15 protein-coding genes are annotated in these 19,338 nt (G+C 50.2%); all 15 read right to left on the bottom strand.

Annotation, left to right across the window (positions count from 1 at the left end):
- Positions 1–81: 81 nt before the first annotated feature.
- Positions 82–1,473: a sulfatase family protein gene (locus tag QMO62_RS24790; RefSeq protein WP_284645181.1), complete on the bottom strand. Its 1,392-nt coding sequence runs from the start codon at positions 1,471–1,473 to the stop codon at positions 82–84.
- Positions 1,474–1,526: 53 nt separating this feature from the next.
- Positions 1,527–2,351, bottom strand: a complete 825-nt coding sequence (locus tag QMO62_RS24785) for a carbohydrate ABC transporter permease (RefSeq protein ID WP_284645180.1) — start codon at positions 2,349–2,351, stop codon at positions 1,527–1,529.
- Positions 2,348–3,250, bottom strand: coding sequence for a carbohydrate ABC transporter permease (locus QMO62_RS24780; protein WP_284645179.1), 903 nt, complete (start codon positions 3,248–3,250; stop codon positions 2,348–2,350). Before QMO62_RS24780 ends, QMO62_RS24785 begins: the two co-directional genes overlap by 4 nt.
- Positions 3,250–4,752: an ABC transporter substrate-binding protein gene (locus QMO62_RS24775; protein WP_284645178.1), complete on the bottom strand. Its 1,503-nt coding sequence runs from the start codon at positions 4,750–4,752 to the stop codon at positions 3,250–3,252. Before QMO62_RS24775 ends, QMO62_RS24780 begins: the two co-directional genes overlap by 1 nt.
- A gap of 121 nt (positions 4,753–4,873) precedes the next feature.
- Positions 4,874–5,722 (bottom strand): helix-turn-helix domain-containing protein, encoded by an 849-nt coding sequence (locus tag QMO62_RS24770; protein ID WP_284645177.1) that lies wholly within the window; start codon positions 5,720–5,722, stop codon positions 4,874–4,876.
- Positions 5,723–5,963: 241 nt separating this feature from the next.
- The gene (locus tag QMO62_RS24765; protein ID WP_284645176.1) at positions 5,964–7,928 is read right to left on the bottom strand and encodes a beta-N-acetylhexosaminidase; all 1,965 of its coding nucleotides are present in this window, start codon (positions 7,926–7,928) and stop codon (positions 5,964–5,966) included.
- A 57-nt stretch (positions 7,929–7,985) separates the two neighbouring features.
- The gene (locus QMO62_RS24760) at positions 7,986–8,846 is read right to left on the bottom strand and encodes a helix-turn-helix transcriptional regulator (RefSeq protein WP_284645175.1); all 861 of its coding nucleotides are present in this window, start codon (positions 8,844–8,846) and stop codon (positions 7,986–7,988) included.
- Positions 8,847–9,133: 287 nt separating this feature from the next.
- Complete coding sequence (locus QMO62_RS24755) at positions 9,134–10,126, bottom strand: substrate-binding domain-containing protein (protein ID WP_284645174.1); 993 nt, start codon at positions 10,124–10,126, stop codon at positions 9,134–9,136.
- Positions 10,119–11,912 (bottom strand): cache domain-containing sensor histidine kinase, encoded by a 1,794-nt coding sequence (locus tag QMO62_RS24750; protein WP_284645173.1) that lies wholly within the window; start codon positions 11,910–11,912, stop codon positions 10,119–10,121. The genes QMO62_RS24755 and QMO62_RS24750 overlap by 8 nt, the downstream gene beginning before the upstream one ends.
- Complete coding sequence (locus QMO62_RS24745; RefSeq protein ID WP_284645172.1) at positions 11,912–13,537, bottom strand: helix-turn-helix domain-containing protein; 1,626 nt, start codon at positions 13,535–13,537, stop codon at positions 11,912–11,914. The genes QMO62_RS24750 and QMO62_RS24745 overlap by 1 nt, the downstream gene beginning before the upstream one ends.
- Before the next feature lie 140 nt (positions 13,538–13,677).
- On the bottom strand, positions 13,678–14,688 hold the full coding sequence (locus QMO62_RS24740; protein WP_284645171.1) for an ABC transporter substrate-binding protein: 1,011 nt from the start codon (positions 14,686–14,688) through the stop codon (positions 13,678–13,680).
- 67 nt (positions 14,689–14,755) lie between these two features.
- On the bottom strand, positions 14,756–15,745 hold the full coding sequence (locus QMO62_RS24735) for an ABC transporter permease (RefSeq protein WP_284645170.1): 990 nt from the start codon (positions 15,743–15,745) through the stop codon (positions 14,756–14,758).
- 13 nt (positions 15,746–15,758) lie between these two features.
- Positions 15,759–17,249, bottom strand: a complete 1,491-nt coding sequence (locus QMO62_RS24730) for a sugar ABC transporter ATP-binding protein (RefSeq protein WP_284645169.1) — start codon at positions 17,247–17,249, stop codon at positions 15,759–15,761.
- Positions 17,250–17,526: 277 nt separating this feature from the next.
- A complete protein-coding gene (locus tag QMO62_RS24725) occupies positions 17,527–18,408 on the bottom strand; it encodes a carbohydrate ABC transporter permease (protein WP_284645168.1) in 882 nt (293 codons plus the stop codon).
- A 9-nt stretch (positions 18,409–18,417) separates the two neighbouring features.
- Positions 18,418–19,308 carry a carbohydrate ABC transporter permease gene (locus QMO62_RS24720; protein ID WP_284645167.1) on the bottom strand — a complete coding sequence of 297 codons (891 nt, stop codon included), beginning with the start codon at positions 19,306–19,308 and terminating at the stop codon, positions 18,418–18,420.
- Between the last annotated feature and the right edge of the window lie 30 nt (positions 19,309–19,338).

The raw sequence follows: 19,338 nt of genomic DNA, 5'->3' as shown, positions 1-19,338 counted from the left end.
CTTTCCCTTGGAACGTTGAGTTCTCATAATAAAAAAGCCGCAATTCCTCTTAGTTGCAGAGAAACCACGACTTTTCACCTCTTACTCCTGCCAAGTTTTATACTCTTTTGCGTGCAAGGGACCGCCTTCTTTCATCACTGTCCACAACGGGTCGTTATCATACGGCATCGTCGACATCATATCGTCATGCCAGTCGTTAAGCAAATACACGGCTCTCATGCAAATATCGCGCCGCTCTTCGGCCAAATTGTGCTGCTCGTAGGGGTCATGCTTCAAATCAAACAGCATTTCCTTGGGGAATCCGTGATGCCCGTCATGAAACGTCCGGATGTAGAGCCAATCCTCGAAACGAACGCTTCGTTGGCAAACATGAGCGCATTGGGAGACGACCAGGTAATCACGACCGGTTGGCGTCCCGGAGGTGAGGCTGTCAGCATAGCTGACCCCATCCCAACTATTCGGTGCAGGTGCATTCAGCAAGCTGGCCAGCGTTGGAGCCAAATCCAGCTGGTAGTGCAGACCGTCATCTACCGCTCCCTTTAATCCACCATTCGGCCAACGAATAATCATCGGGATGCGGCAGGTGCCTTGGTCCGCTGTCCCATGCTCCGAGTAAATGCCGAGCTCGCCCATATTCTCCCCATGGTCGGCGCTGATAAGGATTGCGGTATCCTCCCATAATCCCAGCTCCTCCAGCTTGCGGATCACCTGGCCGATGTGATCGTCCAAATAACGGATCGCGCAGTCGTAATTGTCGATGATCATACGGAGATCGTTATGCTCCACAATGGCCTTGCCATGCCTCGGGTGCTTGTAATAATGGGATTTGGCTAGCTTATTCATGTCTTCAATGCTATGCTGCCCTTTCTTTTGCAGGTGGAGCTGGAAGACCTCCTCCGTAAGCCATGCCGGCATGGGGTCGTTCCCGAACGGATTGCCGAGCTCCTCCGGCGTACGGTAAGGCGTGTGCGGGTCCCAAAAGTTTAAGTGCAGGAACCACTTTTCTTCTCCGGCATTGTCTTCCAGCCACTTGAGGGCGACAGGCAGCACCTGCTCCGCCGTTTCGTGGCCTCGTTGGCCGTTATTGAAAATTTCGTTAAATCCGGCGTTGAACGTCCAAACGGAATGACGTTCGGCAAAGGTGCTGATAGAGGCTGTCTTATAGCCGATGGACTGGAGGACGGCAGGCAAGCTTTCCCTTCCTAGCCGATCGCTGAAGCCCCGGCTTACCCCTTCACGCCTCATATCCGCAGCGGTGCCACCGTGACCGACAACGCCGTTATGAATACCGAATTTGCCGGACATCAATGCTGTTCTCGACGGCATGCAAGGAGCGTCCGAGCAATAATAGTTTGTGAACCGCACGCTTTCCTCCGCAATACGGTCAATATGAGGCGAGGTATTGCGGTGATACCCGTAACAGCCCAGATGGTCCGGCCTCAAGGAGTCCAGATCCAGATAAATGATTCTCATCTTTGTTAAACCTGCCTTATATGTGGGGTTAAGTACCTGCTCAGTCTTGGAATCTAGCCTTTCACGGCTCCGGCGATGCCATCGACAAAATAGCGCTGCAGAAACAAAAATACGATAACGATAGGTAGGATGGCAATAGTCCCCCCGGCGGCGATTCCCGTCCAGTCAACGACGTTCTCGCCTCTGAGTGCATACAATCCGACGGCAAGCGGACGCAAGTCCGGCTCGCTCAGCGTCAAAATGAGCGGAACCATGAAGGAGTTCCACGACCAGATAAACTGCATAATGGTGACGCTTCCGACGATCGGCTTGGAGAGGGGCAGCATAATCGTAACGAAGGTTCTGAAAAAACCGCAGCCGTCCATGATGGAGGCTTCTTCCAGGTCCTTCGGAATTTGACCGAAGAAGGTGGCGAACAGCAGGATGAAAATAATATGTGTCCCACCGGCCTCCGCAAGGATCACTCCCCACAAGCTGTTTAATAGCCCCATACCTTTAATCAAATCATAGATTGGAATGATGGCAAACTCCATCGGCACGAACATGCTGGCAATCAGCAGGGCCATGACGAGCTTCTTGCCCCTGAAAGTATATCGTCCCAAAACGTAACCGCATGTGGCCGTCGCGAGAAGCACGATAAGAATCGTACTGCCGGATAGCGCGACGCTGTTAATAAAATAACGTTCGAAATTCGCTTCATTCCATGCGCGAATCAAATTTTCTACACTGGGGCTTTCAGGAATCAGACTTAAGCCGTTGGCAAAAAATTCGTTTTGCGTTTTGAAAGAAGCCGAAACCATCCATAAGAACGGATAAATCCAAACGAAGCAAAAAGCGGTCATGACGACATGGAATAACGTTTTCTTAGCTAGCTTCATACGGCTTTACCACTGCCTTTTATTCGCTTATTCAAGACGGACTGGATGATCGCGAGCACAATGATCGTTACCGCGAAAAACAAACCCGCCGCCGATGCATATCCTAGCTGGGGAAGCCCCATCTCGCTGGAAAACGCATAACGGTAAATATATGTGGATACGACGTCGGTAGCGAAGAAGGGCCCGCCGTTCGTCATCGTTTTGATCAAATCGAATACCTTCAAGGAATTCACGACATTAAGCAGCAGGATGACGGCCCCGATGGGCACCAGCAGCGGGACGGTAATATGGAAAAACAGCTTATAGCCTCTGGCTCCATCGACCTCCGCCGCCTCATACAGCTCCCTCGGTATGCCTTGCAATCCGGCCATCCAGTAAACCATATTGATCCCGAGGTTCTTCCACACGGAAATAATGACGACGGTGAACATGGCCCATTCGGCATCGCCCAGCCAATTGATCGGCACATCGAGCAGGCCGAGCTTCACGAGCGCATCATTAACCGCACCATCGCTTCCCCAAATAAACACCATGATGATGCCCACGATTGAGGTCGTGGTGACGACCGGGAGGAAGATAAGTGTCCGATAAATGCTTGCCCCGCGCAGCTTCGGCTGATTCAGCAGGACGGCGATAATCAACGGCACGATCAGATGAAGGGGAACGACGCCCAGCATAAACTTGAAGCTGTTTTTATACGCATTCCAGAAATACGGATCCTTGGCAACGTCGATAAAATTTTGCAGCCCTACATAGGTCGAGTCAGAAGTCAGACCCGACCAATCCAGCGTCGCATAGTACAAGCTTGCCACGATGGGCCAGCCTTGAAACAAGACGAATAATGCCATCGTAGGAAACAAAAACGCCCAGCACCAAGCTTGAATCTTCCATTTCGCCATCATTTTAACGCCTTGTAATCTTCCGCTTTGTAGTGTTTATCAGCGCTCCAATTGGAGAAAACAAAATCGCTCTTATCCACCTTGGCACCTTCTGATTTTGCTTTAGCAATTGCCGCATCGAGCGCCTTATCGACCCCGTCCGACAGCTGCTTGAGCGGAGCGGCCGGTTCCTTGACAGCCCCGGAAACGACCCCTTGCAGAATATCGCCGATGCCCGGCTGAATATCTTTATAATTTGCGTAGACGGCAGTAAGCTCCGGGTTACGAATTTGCGGACTTGGTACCAATCTCGCGGTTTTCTGAACAATATCGTAGTATTGCTTGAACTGCGGAATATCCGAGGAGCTTTCGTTAACCCCCTTCAGTATCGAGAACCGGTCTCCTGCCTTAACCAGAACGGATTGGTATTCCTTGCTGAAGTATTCCTTTAAGTACAGCGCCGCTTCCTTCGGATGCTTTGTCGTTTGGGAAATGCCGATCCACGGACTATAGTTGGATTGAGGCAGGAAGCCCTTCTGGCCATCATCCGGCACCGGAGGAGCCATCACGCCGAAGTCCAGATTCGGATTGTCCCGTCTCCATACACCGATGCACCATTCCCCCTGAATGATGAAGCCAGCTTGGCCTTCGCCGAACAGGGCGCGCGCCTCGGGCGCGGAGATGCTCATCGTTTTCGGGTGATAGCTTCCGTCGTCCTTAAGTCCCTTAAACAAGCCGAAGACGTCAAGCATCGCCTTGGAATCGTAGCTTGCCTTGTTGGTAACAAGGCTGATTGGGGAATGCTGGTTCAAGCCGCTGCCGCCAAGCGCGGACCAATCCAACGCAGCGAGCTTCCACCGCCCGATCTGCTTGCCGCCTTCGATGATTCCGTATGCCTTGCCCTTGCCCGCTTCCGTAATCTTTTTTGCCGCTTCGCGGAATTCGCTGTACGTTTTCGGTGGCTTCTCCGGGTCAAGACCGGCATCCCGAAACAGCTGCTTATTGTAATAGACCAGGGTGTTCGGTACGCTGGAGAGTGCAGGGATCGAATAAATCTTGCCGTCCAGCATCGTTGTCCCTTCTACGAAGATACCGTCCACGAACCGGTTCTTGAATTCATCGTCGATGTAAGGATCGATCGGCTGGTACCAGCCTCCCTTGACGGCCATGCTCAAAGACATATTCCCGGGAATCGGGAATAAATCCGGAGCGTCACCCGATTTGATCGCCGTAGTGATCGTATTTTGAAATTGGTCTGAGGTGAGCAGAGTATATTCGATCTTGATGTTGGGATATTTCGCTTCGAAATCTTTAATAAACTTTTCCCGGTATGGCTTCTCGCTATCCGCCCAATCCATGACACGAAGTGTAACTTTATCCGTCTTCGGTGCCTCGGCCGTTTTTCCATTTCCGGCATCGGGTGCCGGAGCCTTCCCTGAATTTGTTCCGGAGCATGCTGTAACGGCTAGTACATTTAGTGCTGCTAGACATGCGATGCCTAGGCTTCTCCATGCTTTGACCAAAGAAATCCCCCCATAGCTTTAGTAGCGTATTGTCTTAAGGATCAACGGATTTGCATAATAACAGTTTGTTGGGAGCGCTCTCAATGACTGCATTAACCGTTGATTTGATTCTAATGTTAAATTATTCGACATCGTCAAACAAGGTAGGCTCGATTCTACTTTTTGTATATTTGATACTTTTGCGAAACTTATTTGGGGACATGTGAAATGCCTTTTGGAATGTCCGGTTAAAATGGGCGGCGTCATAATAGCCGTTTTTCTGTGCGATGTATTCGATGGAAAGCTCAGGGTTCTCAAGCATCCGTTTGGCATGCAGGAGCCGCAATTTATGAAGCATTCTCGATGGTGTGATTCCGTAAATCTTTTTAAAGGCTCTGCTGAAATAAACAGGATTCATATGGTACAAATTAGCCAGCTCTTCTCTAGTAATATTTTGATCCAGCCTTTTTTCCATATAATGAAGCGCTTTATTAAAGCGGTCAATCTCGAAAGCTTCCCTGGCGGAACGCCTCTCTACCTTGGAGCTTTCGATGATTTCATGCAGTAGGAAAAGCGCCAAGAAACCGGATTGCGCGGTTCGCAGCTCGTCGATTTCCTGCAGCCATATGCTGCGCAGCTCGTCGAATTTTTTCTCGTACAGCTGGGGATCTCGAATTTTGATGACTTTGTCCATAGGGCAGATCTGAAAAAAATCCTCATTATCCTTCACCTTCAGATCGACGTTAAACAGGTAGTGAATTCCATCCGTTCGGGAAATCACGTTAAACGGAATATGAGGCCGGTGAATCATGACGTCGCCCGATTTGGCCACATATTCCTTTCCCTCGCAGGTGGTAATGACCTCCCCCTGTTTAATAAAAGAGACGGTATAGCACGATTGAATGTAATCGAAGATCACTCTCGATTGATATTGTACTTTTTTTACATCGAATAACGTAATGTCCATTTGATCGTTTACTATTAGCGACATGCATGATTCCTCCTCATCGAAGGTCCCTGAACCTAATCTCCCTATTATATTTGAATGTACGTCGATTGAAAATCATGCTGTTTTGATCCATTTTGCATCCTCATGATCTAAAAAAAGAGCCCTTGACATTCTAGCGATATCATGCCGCAACCGAAAAAGGAGCAGAGCGATGATATCGCTGTACTCCTTTTTCTCACGATTCCCAGAATTCCCTCTCCGGTAGCATGCTTCTATACAATTGTTACACAGGCTTGAATAAGCTGCCCGCGCTTACGATATTATGGTACGCCGCTCGTCCCAAGGTTCCGTTGTGATACCCGAACTCCGAGTCGAATGGCAGCCTTTCGGCGTCCAGCTCCGGCAGCGAGTCGACATCGCCTGCAACGTATTGCCGGATTCGGTCACATGCCGTATCCAATCGTGCGAGCAGTCCGCCATACCGCATATCCATGACTTCCCATCCGAAAGGCTTAAAGGCAGCAAACCATACATCCCGGTGGAGACGACGAAGCGAATCAATGGAAGCACGCAATAGGACCAGCTCGTCCGCCATTGTATTCAACTGTTGCAGCGTTTCTACAAAGCCCGCAGCTCCCGACTCCGACTTCCGATGTTGGCACTGATCATATGCTGTTTTCAATCGAACGCCGAGGTCGCATTTTACTGCCAAAGCTTCCGCCAACGCCGTATACCAACGAAACATAGGCTTGAAAGCGGGGTTTCTTGTGACAGCAGCGCTTAACCTATTCGCCAACTGCCGGTAATGATCCGCTAAAGGAACGTCTTTAATATTCGCATCGAACAACCCTATTAACACATCCTGCCATAGCAAAAACTTGGAGGGATTGGACGTTTGCGGGTTGCCTTGAGCCACGCCCGGCGTTTCATCAAATTGTCCCAACGTCTGAAAATCATGAAGATCGCCGCCTACACATAAGGCGAACCGCTCCCTAAGCCGCTGCTCATCCACCTGCTCCGCATAGGCATGCTCCGCATAAAGCTGCAATCCCGGCCATGCGCTCATCCAAGGCGTTTCGGCCCCATTATCCCCCCACATCGTTGCCACGACTTCAGGTACACCCAGCGCCTTACAGGCCATGAGGGCCGGCCCCGTGGTTGCCCGCATTTTCCCAGTGTTCGGGGCGATGCCGTTCCAGGTCCAGATGCCCCCGGCAAACACAACGGGGCGTCCCAAATCAAGATGCTTTTGGATGAATGTCTCATAAAAATCTTGTTGGTCATGATAATAATCCCAATACACGAAGGTAACCCCTTGCGGAATTCCTTGAACGGCTTCTTGCGGAATCTCCGCCTCCAGATCGTAATAATGGCCTGTCCGCGACCCTAAACGAAAATACATATCGCTCCAGATCATCGGCTTCAGCCCGCGACGCTCAGCAATGTCGACAACACGGTGCAGATGCTCATTCATGATGTCAAAGCGATTTCTGTACCCATTGCGCTTCAAATAGTTGCCTAGCCCCAGCTGGTGTGCCTCGTCCATCCCGATATGAATGCGCCGGCTCCTGAACGGTGCGGATGCAGCCTCAATCATTCGTTCGATGAAGGCGTACGTTTTCTCCTCGCCGACAAGCAGAATATCGCCGGTATCCTTGATCGGAGCTGCAAATTCCCATTTCAGCGCTTCCTCCAAATGCGCAAGCGTCTGAATACAGGGAACAACCTCGATGCCCAGATCGGCGGCCCAATCATCGATTTGCTTAAGCTCCGTATTCGTATATCTTCCCCTCATATAACCGAAGTAAGGGTAAGACTCAACTTCGTACGTATCCTCGGTATACAGCATGACTTGATTCATCCCCATCAACGCCAATGTGATGAAGGCTTCATGCAGCGCAGGCAAGCTCGGTACCGCGTTTCGAGAAGCATCGAACATTGCACCTACTGTAGTAAATTGCGGCGTTTCTTGTACAAGAAACGGCGCAAACTCCCCATCGTCGGAACGACAGGCACGCATCTTCTCCACCCATAATCCGAAAGCTCGAAATCCGTGATGTCTCTCGTCATAACGAATCCATCCCTGCTTTCCATCCCATGCCGCTTCAAGCTGGCCCTTACGCTGCTCCCAACGCAACGGAAGCCCATCATCCCCAGACTTTGAATCCACTTGTACGCCTAGCCTGCCGGCAATCGGCAGGATACCTGCATGAAGCGTTTGGTAATCTCCACTCTGATGAATATGCATCTGATCAGCTCCACTCTACATTTATTTTATCCTTTGATATAAACCGTTCATCCCCGACTACCTTCTGCGGCCGGCAGATGTCTTCCTGTATTGATCTGGGGTTTGCCCCGTAGCCTTTCGAAACGTCCGGATAAAATAATTCGTTTCCATTCCGACATAGCTGGCGATTTCTTTAACGGTAATGGTGTCCTTCGTGTTCATGAAGCCGATTGCTTTCTCCAGACGAATTCGCTGCACATACTGGAGCATGCTGACACCGTATGTTTTGTGAAACAAACGGTTCAAATACTGATGGGTATAGCCGAGTGAATCCGCCACGTTGGATAACGAAATGTTCTCATTGTAATGCTCATTTAAATAGGCTGCCGCACGTTCAACCACTGCTTTGGCAGCATCTTCGCTCAAATGAGTGTCGGGTTCCCGTCCCCTCCTTGCTTCGATTGAATTCATCCTATGCAAATTCAGTAGGAACTTGTACAGCATACCGGCTGCTTCCCATTCGGCACCGTCCTCATTGCCGTCGGCAAGCTCCCACAGCTCATCAAGAACAGACCATACCTCTTCGGCATCCGTGAGCGCGAGCGGCCTGCAAGCCTCCAGACCGAAATGCTCCAAAAGCGGCTCGACCTTCGTCCCCGAGAACGATATGTATCCAACCTCCCACGGTTCATCGGACACTGGAGAATACTCGTGGGGTAGTCCGGCCGGGACGAACATAGATTGCATCGGCCCGAAAGTGAACTCCTCCATGCCCGGTACGCGAACACGCCCCTGCCCGATGCGGGCAAACAGCAGCTGATGGGTTGAGAAGCCTTCCGGCCGCGCCATGGGGTTTTGTTTATTGTAGCCGACCGTATGGGCGAATAACGGCATCGGTACAGCCGGCGGTCTGAAAAGCCGGATCAAACGTACATCCATCTTGTAACCACTCCACGAAGATTCATTTTGTTATATGTAGTTTCAAATCCTTCGATCCTGTAAACACTCAATTAATGTTAATATTAACTCAGATATTCGAGAACATCAATAGGTCATAATTCAAAATGTTATATGTCGCATGATACTATCCCGAATGTACATAATCCGAACGCTGGCAGGGTGTTACTTCCTCGTCCGGCTTCATCAAGGCATGATTCGACTGATCGGCTCAAGAACCGCAGTACCCGCTTACCTCCGGTGCCCATCTGCCCCGCCTCACATGACACCTACGGCGTTTCATACGTAAAAGGAAACAAAAGCTTCTGATGATCCTTGGAATACATATTGCTCTTAGTAATGACAACCGTCCCGGTATCGATCCAGGGTTCGACCTTCTTCCCCTCCGCGGCGGTCAAAGCCGTTTTAATTGCCAAATACCCCATGTTGAAAGGCTTCTGTACGACAATCGCCTGCAGTACGCCTTCCTCCAGAAAGGTAATTTCCTTCACAGAGCTATCAAAGCCTACCATCGGGATCCGCTTGCCTTCCGATTGCTGCTCCTTAAGCGCTCTGGCAGCACCGACGGTCGAGGGCTCATTCAGACTGATTAACCCCTCCAGCTGTTGTGCAACAGGACTTTGCAGCAATTTCGCAGTCAGCTCGTATGCGAGTTCTTCCTGTGTATTCGTATATAACGTTTCCGTAACAATGAATCCCCCTTCCGCAAGACTGTCTCTCACTCCTCTTTCCCGCTCCATGCCGGTCGTGGACTCCTTTACAAAGCTGATAATAGCTACCCTGGCTCCAGGATGCAGAAGCGCCCGTAGAGAGTCGCCGGCTTTTCTTCCTGCGGCGTAGTTGTCCATAGAGATAAAGCTTGTAGCCATAGTCCCTTCCACTCCCGAATCCACGGTGATGAGCGGAATGCCTGCAGCCTTAATCTTATGGCTCACAGGGACGAGCCGGTTGTAATCGGTCGCGGCCAGAACGATAGCCCGGGGCTTCTCCGAAATCGCTTGCTCCAGAAGCCGGATCTGCTCTTCAATATCCGTCTCGGCCAACGCACCGGTAATTTTCACCTCTACCCCGTACTCCTTGGCTGCTGCATGGACCCCTTGGTTCATGGCTTGCCAGAAGGAAATGCGGGTATCGACCGTTTTAGGTATAAAAAGGATCGGCTTACTCTCGGAGTTCAGCTTATTCATATCCAAGAGGTAATATCCCAAAGCGACGGCCAACAATAAAAAAATCGCAAGCAAGACCCCTCTGGCCTTATTCAACCTCTTGCCCCTCCCTATCCATAAGCACTGGAATTCGAATAGTGACCGTAGTCCCTTCCTCCAGCTCACTTTCAAAATGGAGACCATAATCCGTGCCAAAATAAAGCTCGATCCTGAGGTTTACATTGTGAACACCAACGCCCGACCTGGTGTAGCCGTCCGTTTCCGTCCGTGGTTCGGTTAGTAGGGTCCGGGCCTTCTCCGGAGACATACCCACACCGTCATCCGTTACAGCAAGCTCAATAACCCCGTCCACCCTTCGCCCGGAAATTCGAATATGGCCCGGCTCCGCTTTATGCTTCATTCCGTGATAGATCGCGTTCTCTACGATAGGCTGAAGGACAAGCTTCATCACTTTGGCTTTATGCAGCTCCTCCGGCACATCAATGGAATAAGTAAATTTTCTACGGTACCGAATTTGCTGAATGGTCAAATAGCTGCGAATTTGTTCTAATTCCACCGCAATGGGCACCAGCTCCTCGCCTTTACTGATACTGGACCGGAGGAGCTTGGCCAGGGCGGTAGTCATGTGAATGACCTCGCTCATCTTGCCCGTTTCGGCCATCCAAATAATCGAATCCAAGGTGTTGTATAAGAAGTGCGGCTTAATTTGTGCCTGCAGCGCCTTCAGCTCACTAATCCGCTTTTTCTCCTGCTCTTGCACAATCTGCTGCATGAGCTCCTTTATTTTGCCGATCATGAGATTAAAGCTTCGTGCCAGCTTCCCGATCTCATTCGTACTCTCGATATCTGCACGCTGCTCAAAGTTTCCCTTCTCCACAAGCTTCATATGAGACTCCAGCGTTTTCAGGGGCTTCGTTAGCGTAAAGGAGAAAATGAACGAGATCGTTAAGGCGATGGCCAAGCAGAGGCTGCCCCAGAGAGCTGCGGACCATTGCATCTCGCGCTTGTTCCGAGTCAGGTCCTCCGGGTAAATGACACCGACGATTTTCCACCCGAATCGGGTCGTGGAAACCGTATATATTTTACGCTCGGCACCGGTGCCGAACCTCATGGTTCCATCCTGAGATTGAAGGATTTCGTCGATCCTTTCACTCTTCAGCTGTGTATTCATAATTTGCTGTTGAGGGTGATATACTAGGTCTCCCGAGGGGTCAACAATAAAAACATACCCTCGCTTACCCAGCTGGATCTGCTTACATAGATTGTCAATGACACTATAATTCAAATCAACCAGCAGTACACCGCCGCCAAAGCCTTCGGAGGAAGGCATTTTTCTGCTAATGGATACGACCCACCGATACTCCCCTGTAAACAGATTCTGTACATGCGAGGAAGAAATGGCGGCTTGCCCGTCATACTTCTGTGCGTTCACAAACCAATCCTGTACTCGAATCTCGTTTTCCTTCTTCAGGTTGTCCCAGATTCGTTCCGAGACCATCCCTCCCTGCTGTCCTACAAATAAGATAGAAGCAATATCCTTCCTCGAGGCTACGACAGAACGGAAATATTCACTTACCTGCCGACCAAGCATTTCCCCCTCCAGACCATCTTGTCGCTGAAGGGCTGCATAACGCTTCAAATCGCCATTGCTTAGCGAAAGAGAAGAAATACTCTCCATATTTTGAATGTAATTCTCAATGTTGTTGTGGACTTGTTTCACTAGTTCGGTCGTATATTCCAGCGAGGTGCCCGTTACCGCGTCGGTCGAGAGCCTGTAAGCCGTAAAGCTGAGGATCGTTGTCGTGCACAGGATGAGTACTGAGAAGGCAAGTGCGATTTGACTATGGATGCTTTGGAATTGAAACAGCCTGACTCCTTTCATTACGCCTCTCCCGCTTGAGCGCGGCTGCGGAACTCCTTGGGGGTCAGTCCCGTCTGTCTTTTGAAGATAACGCTAAAATACTGCGGATCGCCGTATCCTACACGAGCAGCAATATCGTATGCCTTCAATCCGGTTGCTGCCAGAAGCTCCTTCGCTTTCTCCACCCTATGACGCGTGAGATATTCCACGAAGGTCAAGCCCGTATGCTGTTTGAATAAAGAGCTGAAGTAACTGGCGCTCATGTAAATGTGTGTACATACTTGCTGCAGCGACAAATCCTCGTTGACGTAATGCTCCTGAATGTACGCTTCAGCCTGCTGCATTTGAGTTTGTGTCTCCGCGCTACGCTTCTCTCCCAAGTGACAAACAATCCGATGGCATAACACCTCCAGCCACTGCTTGATTAAATCGAGTGTGCGGATCGCCTTCATTTCCTTAAACGGGTCCTTGCCAAATACCTCGGATTCATCGCATCCTGTTTCAGCGACCCAGTTCATAAGTGCAGCCAGCAGCTTATTCAGCATCCCGTAACACCTCTCCACAGGTAAACCGATGGCCTTCCATTCCTCCAGCCAAGCGGTCAGAACACTGCTTACTTGGCTTCCCTTCCCCATCTTGAGCGCTGAAAGAATCCTTTTCTCCCATTCCAGGTACCCAATAGTATCTCCACTCGCCCCCCTCTCAAGGTCAGCGATACATATAATACGGTTGCTGCCAAGAAGCAGGCGATAATCAAGGGAAGAGCAAGCCTCCTGATATGACTTGGAGATATGAGGAAGCAGTGTACAGGTTCTACCGATCCCTATGGTGAGAGTAAGCTTAAGGAATCTCTCGACACTGTGAGCCGCATGCGATGCGAGAATCTGAGCGCGCTGGCCCACATCTTCCGGTTTCCCTGAAAGCAGCGCGCCGATCTTATCGTCCCGAGTCCGAAAAACAATTCCGGAGGCATCCTCCTCAACAATCTCCTGAACTATATTAAAAACGGCAAAGCGGAGCAGCTCGATATCCGTGTCCTTATCAATCGCCACTCCCGTCGATTCGGACATGCGCATATCATCAATATCCGCCACAAGGACTACATAGGACGGCCCGGGTATAGACAACCCGAAATACTGAAGCTTACGTTCGATTTCCTCCTTCTTCAGCACTGAAGTCATCATGCGTTCCAAGAAGCGCTCCTTCAGCAGAGGAAGGCTCTGGTTCAACTGCTGCCGAATGGTGCTTACATTCTCCTTAGCCGCACGTTCTTCATCCAGCTCGCCCTTCAGCTTCCCAAGGAAGGCCGTAAATTCATGAGAGTTAATCGGCTTCAGCAGATATTCATTGACCTTCAGTTGAATGGCCCTCTTGGCATATTCGAAATCCTCATACCCGGTAATGATCACAATCTTCATATCCCGGCATTGCTCCATGGCATATCGCGTCAGCTCAAGTCCGTCCATAAATGGCATGCATATATCGGTAATAAGGACATCGGGACGCAGTGACTCTAACGCGTCGGCCGCATCTCTGCCGTTATCGAACGCTCCCAGCAGTTGATAGCCGCAAGCAGCCCAATCCGTTTTCCTGATGATGCCTTCTCTTACTTCATCTTCATCATCTACTAAGATCAATGTATACATGAGCATTACCTCGCCAACAGTACAGGATTGGTAAAGATTCCCTTTGGGTTTGCTTCATTATTTTCACATAGAAAGCTCAAGGAGACAACCCCCCTGCGGGACTGCCTCCGGCTTTTTTCAATGTAATTTTCCCTAACCTGCTAGTTGTAAAGTAACGGTTTGATTTTGTCGGAATCCATGTTCGTTTTATCATACCAATGGAAGCCGGTATCGATCGTTTTCGCCACGCTCTCTCCCTTCACTGCTTGCACCGCAGCCTTCACAGCCCAATATCCGATTCCGATCGGATCCTGCGTGATCGCCCCGGCCATCTTACCGTTTTTGATAGCATCCAACTGAGGTTTACCGGAATCAAAGCCGATGATCACAAGTTTATCCTTCTTCAGCTCGGTCACCGCGTTTACGACGCCAATGGCGGAGCCTTCGTTCGAGCCGAATACGCCTTTCAAGTTCGGATGCGCCTGGATCATGGCCTTGGCCAGATCCGTTGATTTCAGGTGATCGCCGCCACCGTACTGAATATCAACAATTTTGATATTCGGATACTTGGATTTGATTTGATTCGCGAAGCCGTCACGGCGGTCAACGCCTGTACGGCTTGTTTGGTCATGGACGATCAAAGCAATCTCGCCTTCCTTGCCGATAAGCTCCGCCATCTTGTCAGCCGCAAGCGCCGCTGCCGCTTTGTTATCTGTAGCTGCAGTAGTAACCGGAATGTCGCTGTCTACACCGGAGTCAAAGCCGATAACGGGTATGTTGGAGGACTTAGCCTTTTGCAGCATAGGACCCGCCGCCTTGCTGTCCAGCGCTGCCAGAGCGATTGCCTTCGGCTTCTTGCCCAGCGCAGCCTGCAGCATTTCAATCTGCTTATCTACCTGGGACTCGGTCTCTGGGCCTTCAAAGGTGATTTCAACGTTGAATTCCTTCGCCGCTTTCTCGGCTCCTTGCTTAACGGCCTGCCAGAATTGATGCTGGAATCCCTTGGAAATGACGGGAATATACATCTTCTCTGCCGATTGGTTGCCTGCAGGCTTCGAATCGTTCGGTGCAGGCGCGCTGCTCTGCTGTGCCCCGCCGGCGCAAGCGCTTAGAATGGTTGCGACCAAAAGGACCGTACCGGTAATTGCTGCTAACGATTTTTTCTTTGCCATCGTTATAGTCTCCCCTACCATATAGTTTGGTTGTATGAATCTCCGTAAGCGGAGGTTATACCGTTACTTATTTTTTCTTGCGACGAAGAATATCCGCGTACACAGCCAGTATGACCACCAAGCCCACGATGACGGTCTGCCACTCCTGAGGAACGGATAAAATCCGAAGCCCATTCGTTAAGACACTCATGATTAAGGCGCCGATCACCGTGCCGAGAATGGAGCCTTTGCCCCCGCTCAGCGAAGTTCCGCCAATCACAACCGCTGCAATCGCTTCGAGCTCATAACCGACACCTAGTGCAGGCTGTGCCGAATTCAAACGCGATGCCATCAAGATTCCCGCAATCCCGCTGAAAACACCGGTAATGGTATAGATAACCATTTTCCATCTGTCGACGTTCACGCCGGATAATCGGGTTGCCTCCTCATTGCTGCCGATAGCAAAGTTGAACCGTCCGATAATCGTCTTGGAGAGAATCATGCTTGCAATGATGGCTAATCCGAAGAAAATCAGTACGGCATTAGGGATATCCCAGCCTGGAACGATGGAGCCGATAATCGACCCCATCGAAATATCCATAAATTGAGGCGTATCGTTGAAATAGATGGGCTTAGCCCCGGAAATGACAAGTGACAAGCCTTTCGTAATCATCATCATGGCAAGCGTTGCAATGAACGGAGGAATTTTCATTTTGGCTACGGCCAGGCCGCTGATCAGGCCGCATAGCGCCCCCGTTGCAATCCCCCCTGCGATACCCAGCGGCATAGGGAGCTGCCAGGTTGTTATGATGACTCCCGTCATCACGGAAGCAAATGTCATTACCGTTCCGACGGCCAGATCAATTCCGGAGGTAATGATGACAAAGGTGGAGCCAAGTGCCAGAACCCCAATAACTGCCGTTGACAGGATAATCGCCACCAAATTATCGAACCGAAAGAAATTGCTTGATGAAAGCGTGAAGACAATAATTAACAGAATCAAGCTGGCAAAAGCCAAAACCTTCTGCATCGCCAAGCCTTTCAGCGATGTCTGCCGGTCGGATAAGGTTACTTTCATGGTTGACAGCCCCCTACGATTGCATCGTTGCGTATTTCATTATTTTCTCTTGCGTTGCTTCTTCGCTGCTTAGCTCTCCTGTGATCCTGCCTTCGCACATCACCATGATTCTGTGACTTAAACGCAGTACTTCAGGCAGCTCCGAAGAGATCATAATGATCGCTTTCCCTTCGCTCGCCAGCTGCTCCAGCAGCTTGTAAATCTCCGATTTCGCCCCAACGTCGATCCCGCGGGTCGGCTCATCGAAGATGAGAATATTACAATCCCGCGCCAGCCATTTGCTGATAACGACCTTTTGCTGATTACCTCCTGACAAGAACTTGACAAGCTGGTCTGCACTCGGCGTTCTGATCTTAAGTGATTCCACATACTTCTCCGCCGCTCGCGCGATACTCTTGTCATCTACCCAGCCCAGGCGGGTAAAGCGGGAGAAACTGGCGGCTGCAATATTCATCTTTACATCCATCTCTACAAGACATCCATAACGCTTACGATCCTCTGACAGATAACCTAGCCCATGGGCCACGGCATCATGTGGCTGCTTGATTCTGACCGGATTCCCGTGAATGAGAATTTCTCCCTTATCAAACGGGTCCGCACCGAAGATAGCCCGGGCCACTTCCGTTCGCCCCGCTCCCATGAGTCCGGCAAAGCCAAGAATTTCACCCTTGCGTACATAGAAACTGACATTTTGAAGCTCCGAACCGCGGCTTAATCCCCGTACCTCCAGCGCTTTCGCACTCTTATTCGGAGCAGCAGCCGGTTTTGTTACATTCTGGATCTCCCTCCCAACCATCATAGCAATGATCTGATCGATGGTGATGGATGCCGTTCGAACCGTATCTATATAACAACCGTCGCGCATAACCGTAATTCGATCCGTAATCCGCTTCAGTTCCTCCATCCGATGAGATATATAAACGATCCCTACGCCCTGCTGCCGAAGCTGCTCTATCATCCGGAACAGCTCTTCGATCTCCGATTGAGTAAGCGCCGCTGTCGGCTCATCCATAATGAGAACCTCTGATTCGAACGAGAGCGCTTTGGCAATCTCCACCATTTGCTGCTTGGCGACAGTCAGCTCCGACATTATACTTCTCGGGTCCAACGGCAGATTCATAAGCTCAAACAGCGCCTGAGTTTGGGCATTGAGCTGCTTCTCATCCAAGAACCACCCTTTGCGCGGCTCGCGCCCGATAAAGATATTCTGAGCAACTGTCAAATGCGGCATCATATTCAGCTCTTGATGAATGATACTGATGCCCAGCTGTTGCGCCGCTTTGGTATTCTGAATATCAACTTCCTGCCCCTTATAGACGATCCTCCCGGCATCCTTGGTATATACACCGGTCAGTATTTTCATCATCGTTGATTTGCCGGCGCCGTTCTCTCCGACCAGGGCATGTACCTCGCCTGCCAGCAGCTCAAACCGGCACTGGTTCAACGCCTTCACGCCGGGAAATTGCTTCTCTATTCCCTCCATCACTATCAAGGGCCCACTCATGCCTGTCCCTCCACTCTTTTCGTTTGTCTGTGCTTACAGTTGTATTGTATTCGATGCGACGAATGGAAGGAGTTGAGGAATCTATGAGAAAATGTTTGTTTTTGTATGATTCAAGCCTTGGGAACAAGAAATAGACCGCATACGGCGGTCGGAGATTACTTATTAGCATTCAAAGTCAAACGGCCTGTTCCCTGGATCTATGGAACAGGCCGTCATTTTATTGATAGCTTTACTTCTCTTTGCCATACAGCGCTTCGCCAAACGCAGGCTTCGACGGTTATTCCTTCACGCCTCCGGCCGTCAAGCCTTCTACCATATAACGCTGAAGGAACATAAACGCGATGAGCAGCGGTACCGTGGCGACTGCAGCGGCCGCCGTCGCACCGGACCAGTTCGCCGAATACTCGCCGAGGTAAGTTAGCGACAAGCCCGGGCTGAGTGTTCTTTTGCCAATGTCGCTCACCAGGGTTAAGCCGAACAAGAAGTCATCCCAAGCGATCAGGAATGTATAGATGGCAATCGCCATAATTCCAGGCTTGGACAAGGGGACAATAATGGTAAATAAGGTCTTGAACCGGGAGGCTCCGTCAATTTCAGCCGCCTCCTCCAACTCCTTGGAAATGCCATTAAAGAAAGTCCGCATCAGCATGATACTGAAGGGCAGAGATGTCGAAGTCGTAGCCAGGATCAGCACGTACAGCGTATTCAACAGATGAAGCGCCTGATATTGAGAATATAGTCCGATAACCAACGTTACCGTCGGGAACATCTGAGCTGAAAGAAACAACAAGGTTAATAGATTGCTGCCTCTGAATTGGAATCGTGAGAGGGCATAACCGGCAAAGATGGATACAATGATACATAATGCGGTCGCCCCCATGGCAACAAGCACGGTATTTTTATAAAAAGTTAAGAAAACCGGCGAACGCAAAATTTCCACATAGCTGGAGAGGTTGATCTGTACCGGAATCCACTTGGGTGGAAGCTGAAGCAGCTCGCTGTTGGTGTGCAAGGAGGTTACAATAATCCAGTATACCGGGAACATTAAGAAGATCAGAATCAGCCCCAGCAATCCATAGGTCCAACCTTCCCCCGCCCTGGAGCGCTTTTTGGCAAGCACCGCGGTTTTCTTCAGATTAGCAGCTTTGGCCGTATTCATCGTTCCCACCTACCTGTCTTCTCTGTTCATGATGCGTGTGAATACAACGGAGAAGACAAACAGCAGCACAAGCCAGATCACGCCAATGGCTGAAGCTTTCCCCATCTCATATTTGGAAAATGCCGTGATATAGGTGAGAATCGCCAGGGAGGTTGAGGCTCCGGCAGGTCCACCGTTGGTTAAGGTGAAAAATAACGTAAACATTTGAAAATTGTTCACTACCATTATCAATGTGACGCTGCTGATCACTGGCTTGACTAAAGGAAGTGTGATCCGGGTGAACAACCTCCATCCGCTCGCGCCATCGATCCGCGCCGCCTCATAAAGGCTGACCGAGATGTTCTGCAGTCCTGCCAGGATCATTACGGCCACAAGCGGACATTGCCGGAATACCGCAACTACAATAATGGAGGGCAGCGCATAATCAACGCTTTGCAGCCAATTGATATTACTGTCGATAAGACCCGTATGAAGAAGGAAGTAATTCAGCACTCCATAGTCCGCCTGATAGATCCATAGAAAGATCAGAGCCGTGACAATTGTCGGGATCGCCCATGGGATCATGACTATACTTCGAAAGAATGAGCGAAATCGGATATTCCGGTTTAGCAGCAAGGCCAGGGACATACCGATCAGTAAATCCAGAATGACCGTAACGGTAACATAGGAAACCGTTACCCGCAAGGAATGGTAGAAATCCGATGAGCTGAGGATCTTTCTGTAGTTGGCGAAATGATTCCAGCTTGTATCCGGATTAAGCAAAGAGTAATCCGTGAAGCTCATCGTGATTGATTTGAACAAGGGACTTAGTATGGTCAAGGCTAATAATATAATCGAAGGCAGCAGCAAGACGGCAGCAAACAAGAAATTCCTTTGTTGTCGGGCCAGCCTGATATTCAAATTCCTCTCACCCCATCCGCATGGTTATAC

Origin of the sequence: Paenibacillus silviterrae (genome assembly GCF_030167925.1) — a bacterium.
In the GTDB taxonomy this organism is placed as follows: Bacteria; Bacillota; Bacilli; order Paenibacillales; family NBRC-103111; genus Paenibacillus_G; species Paenibacillus_G silviterrae.
Note: the sequence above shows the minus strand (reverse complement) of the source record. Positions and strands in the feature narration are given on the sequence as shown.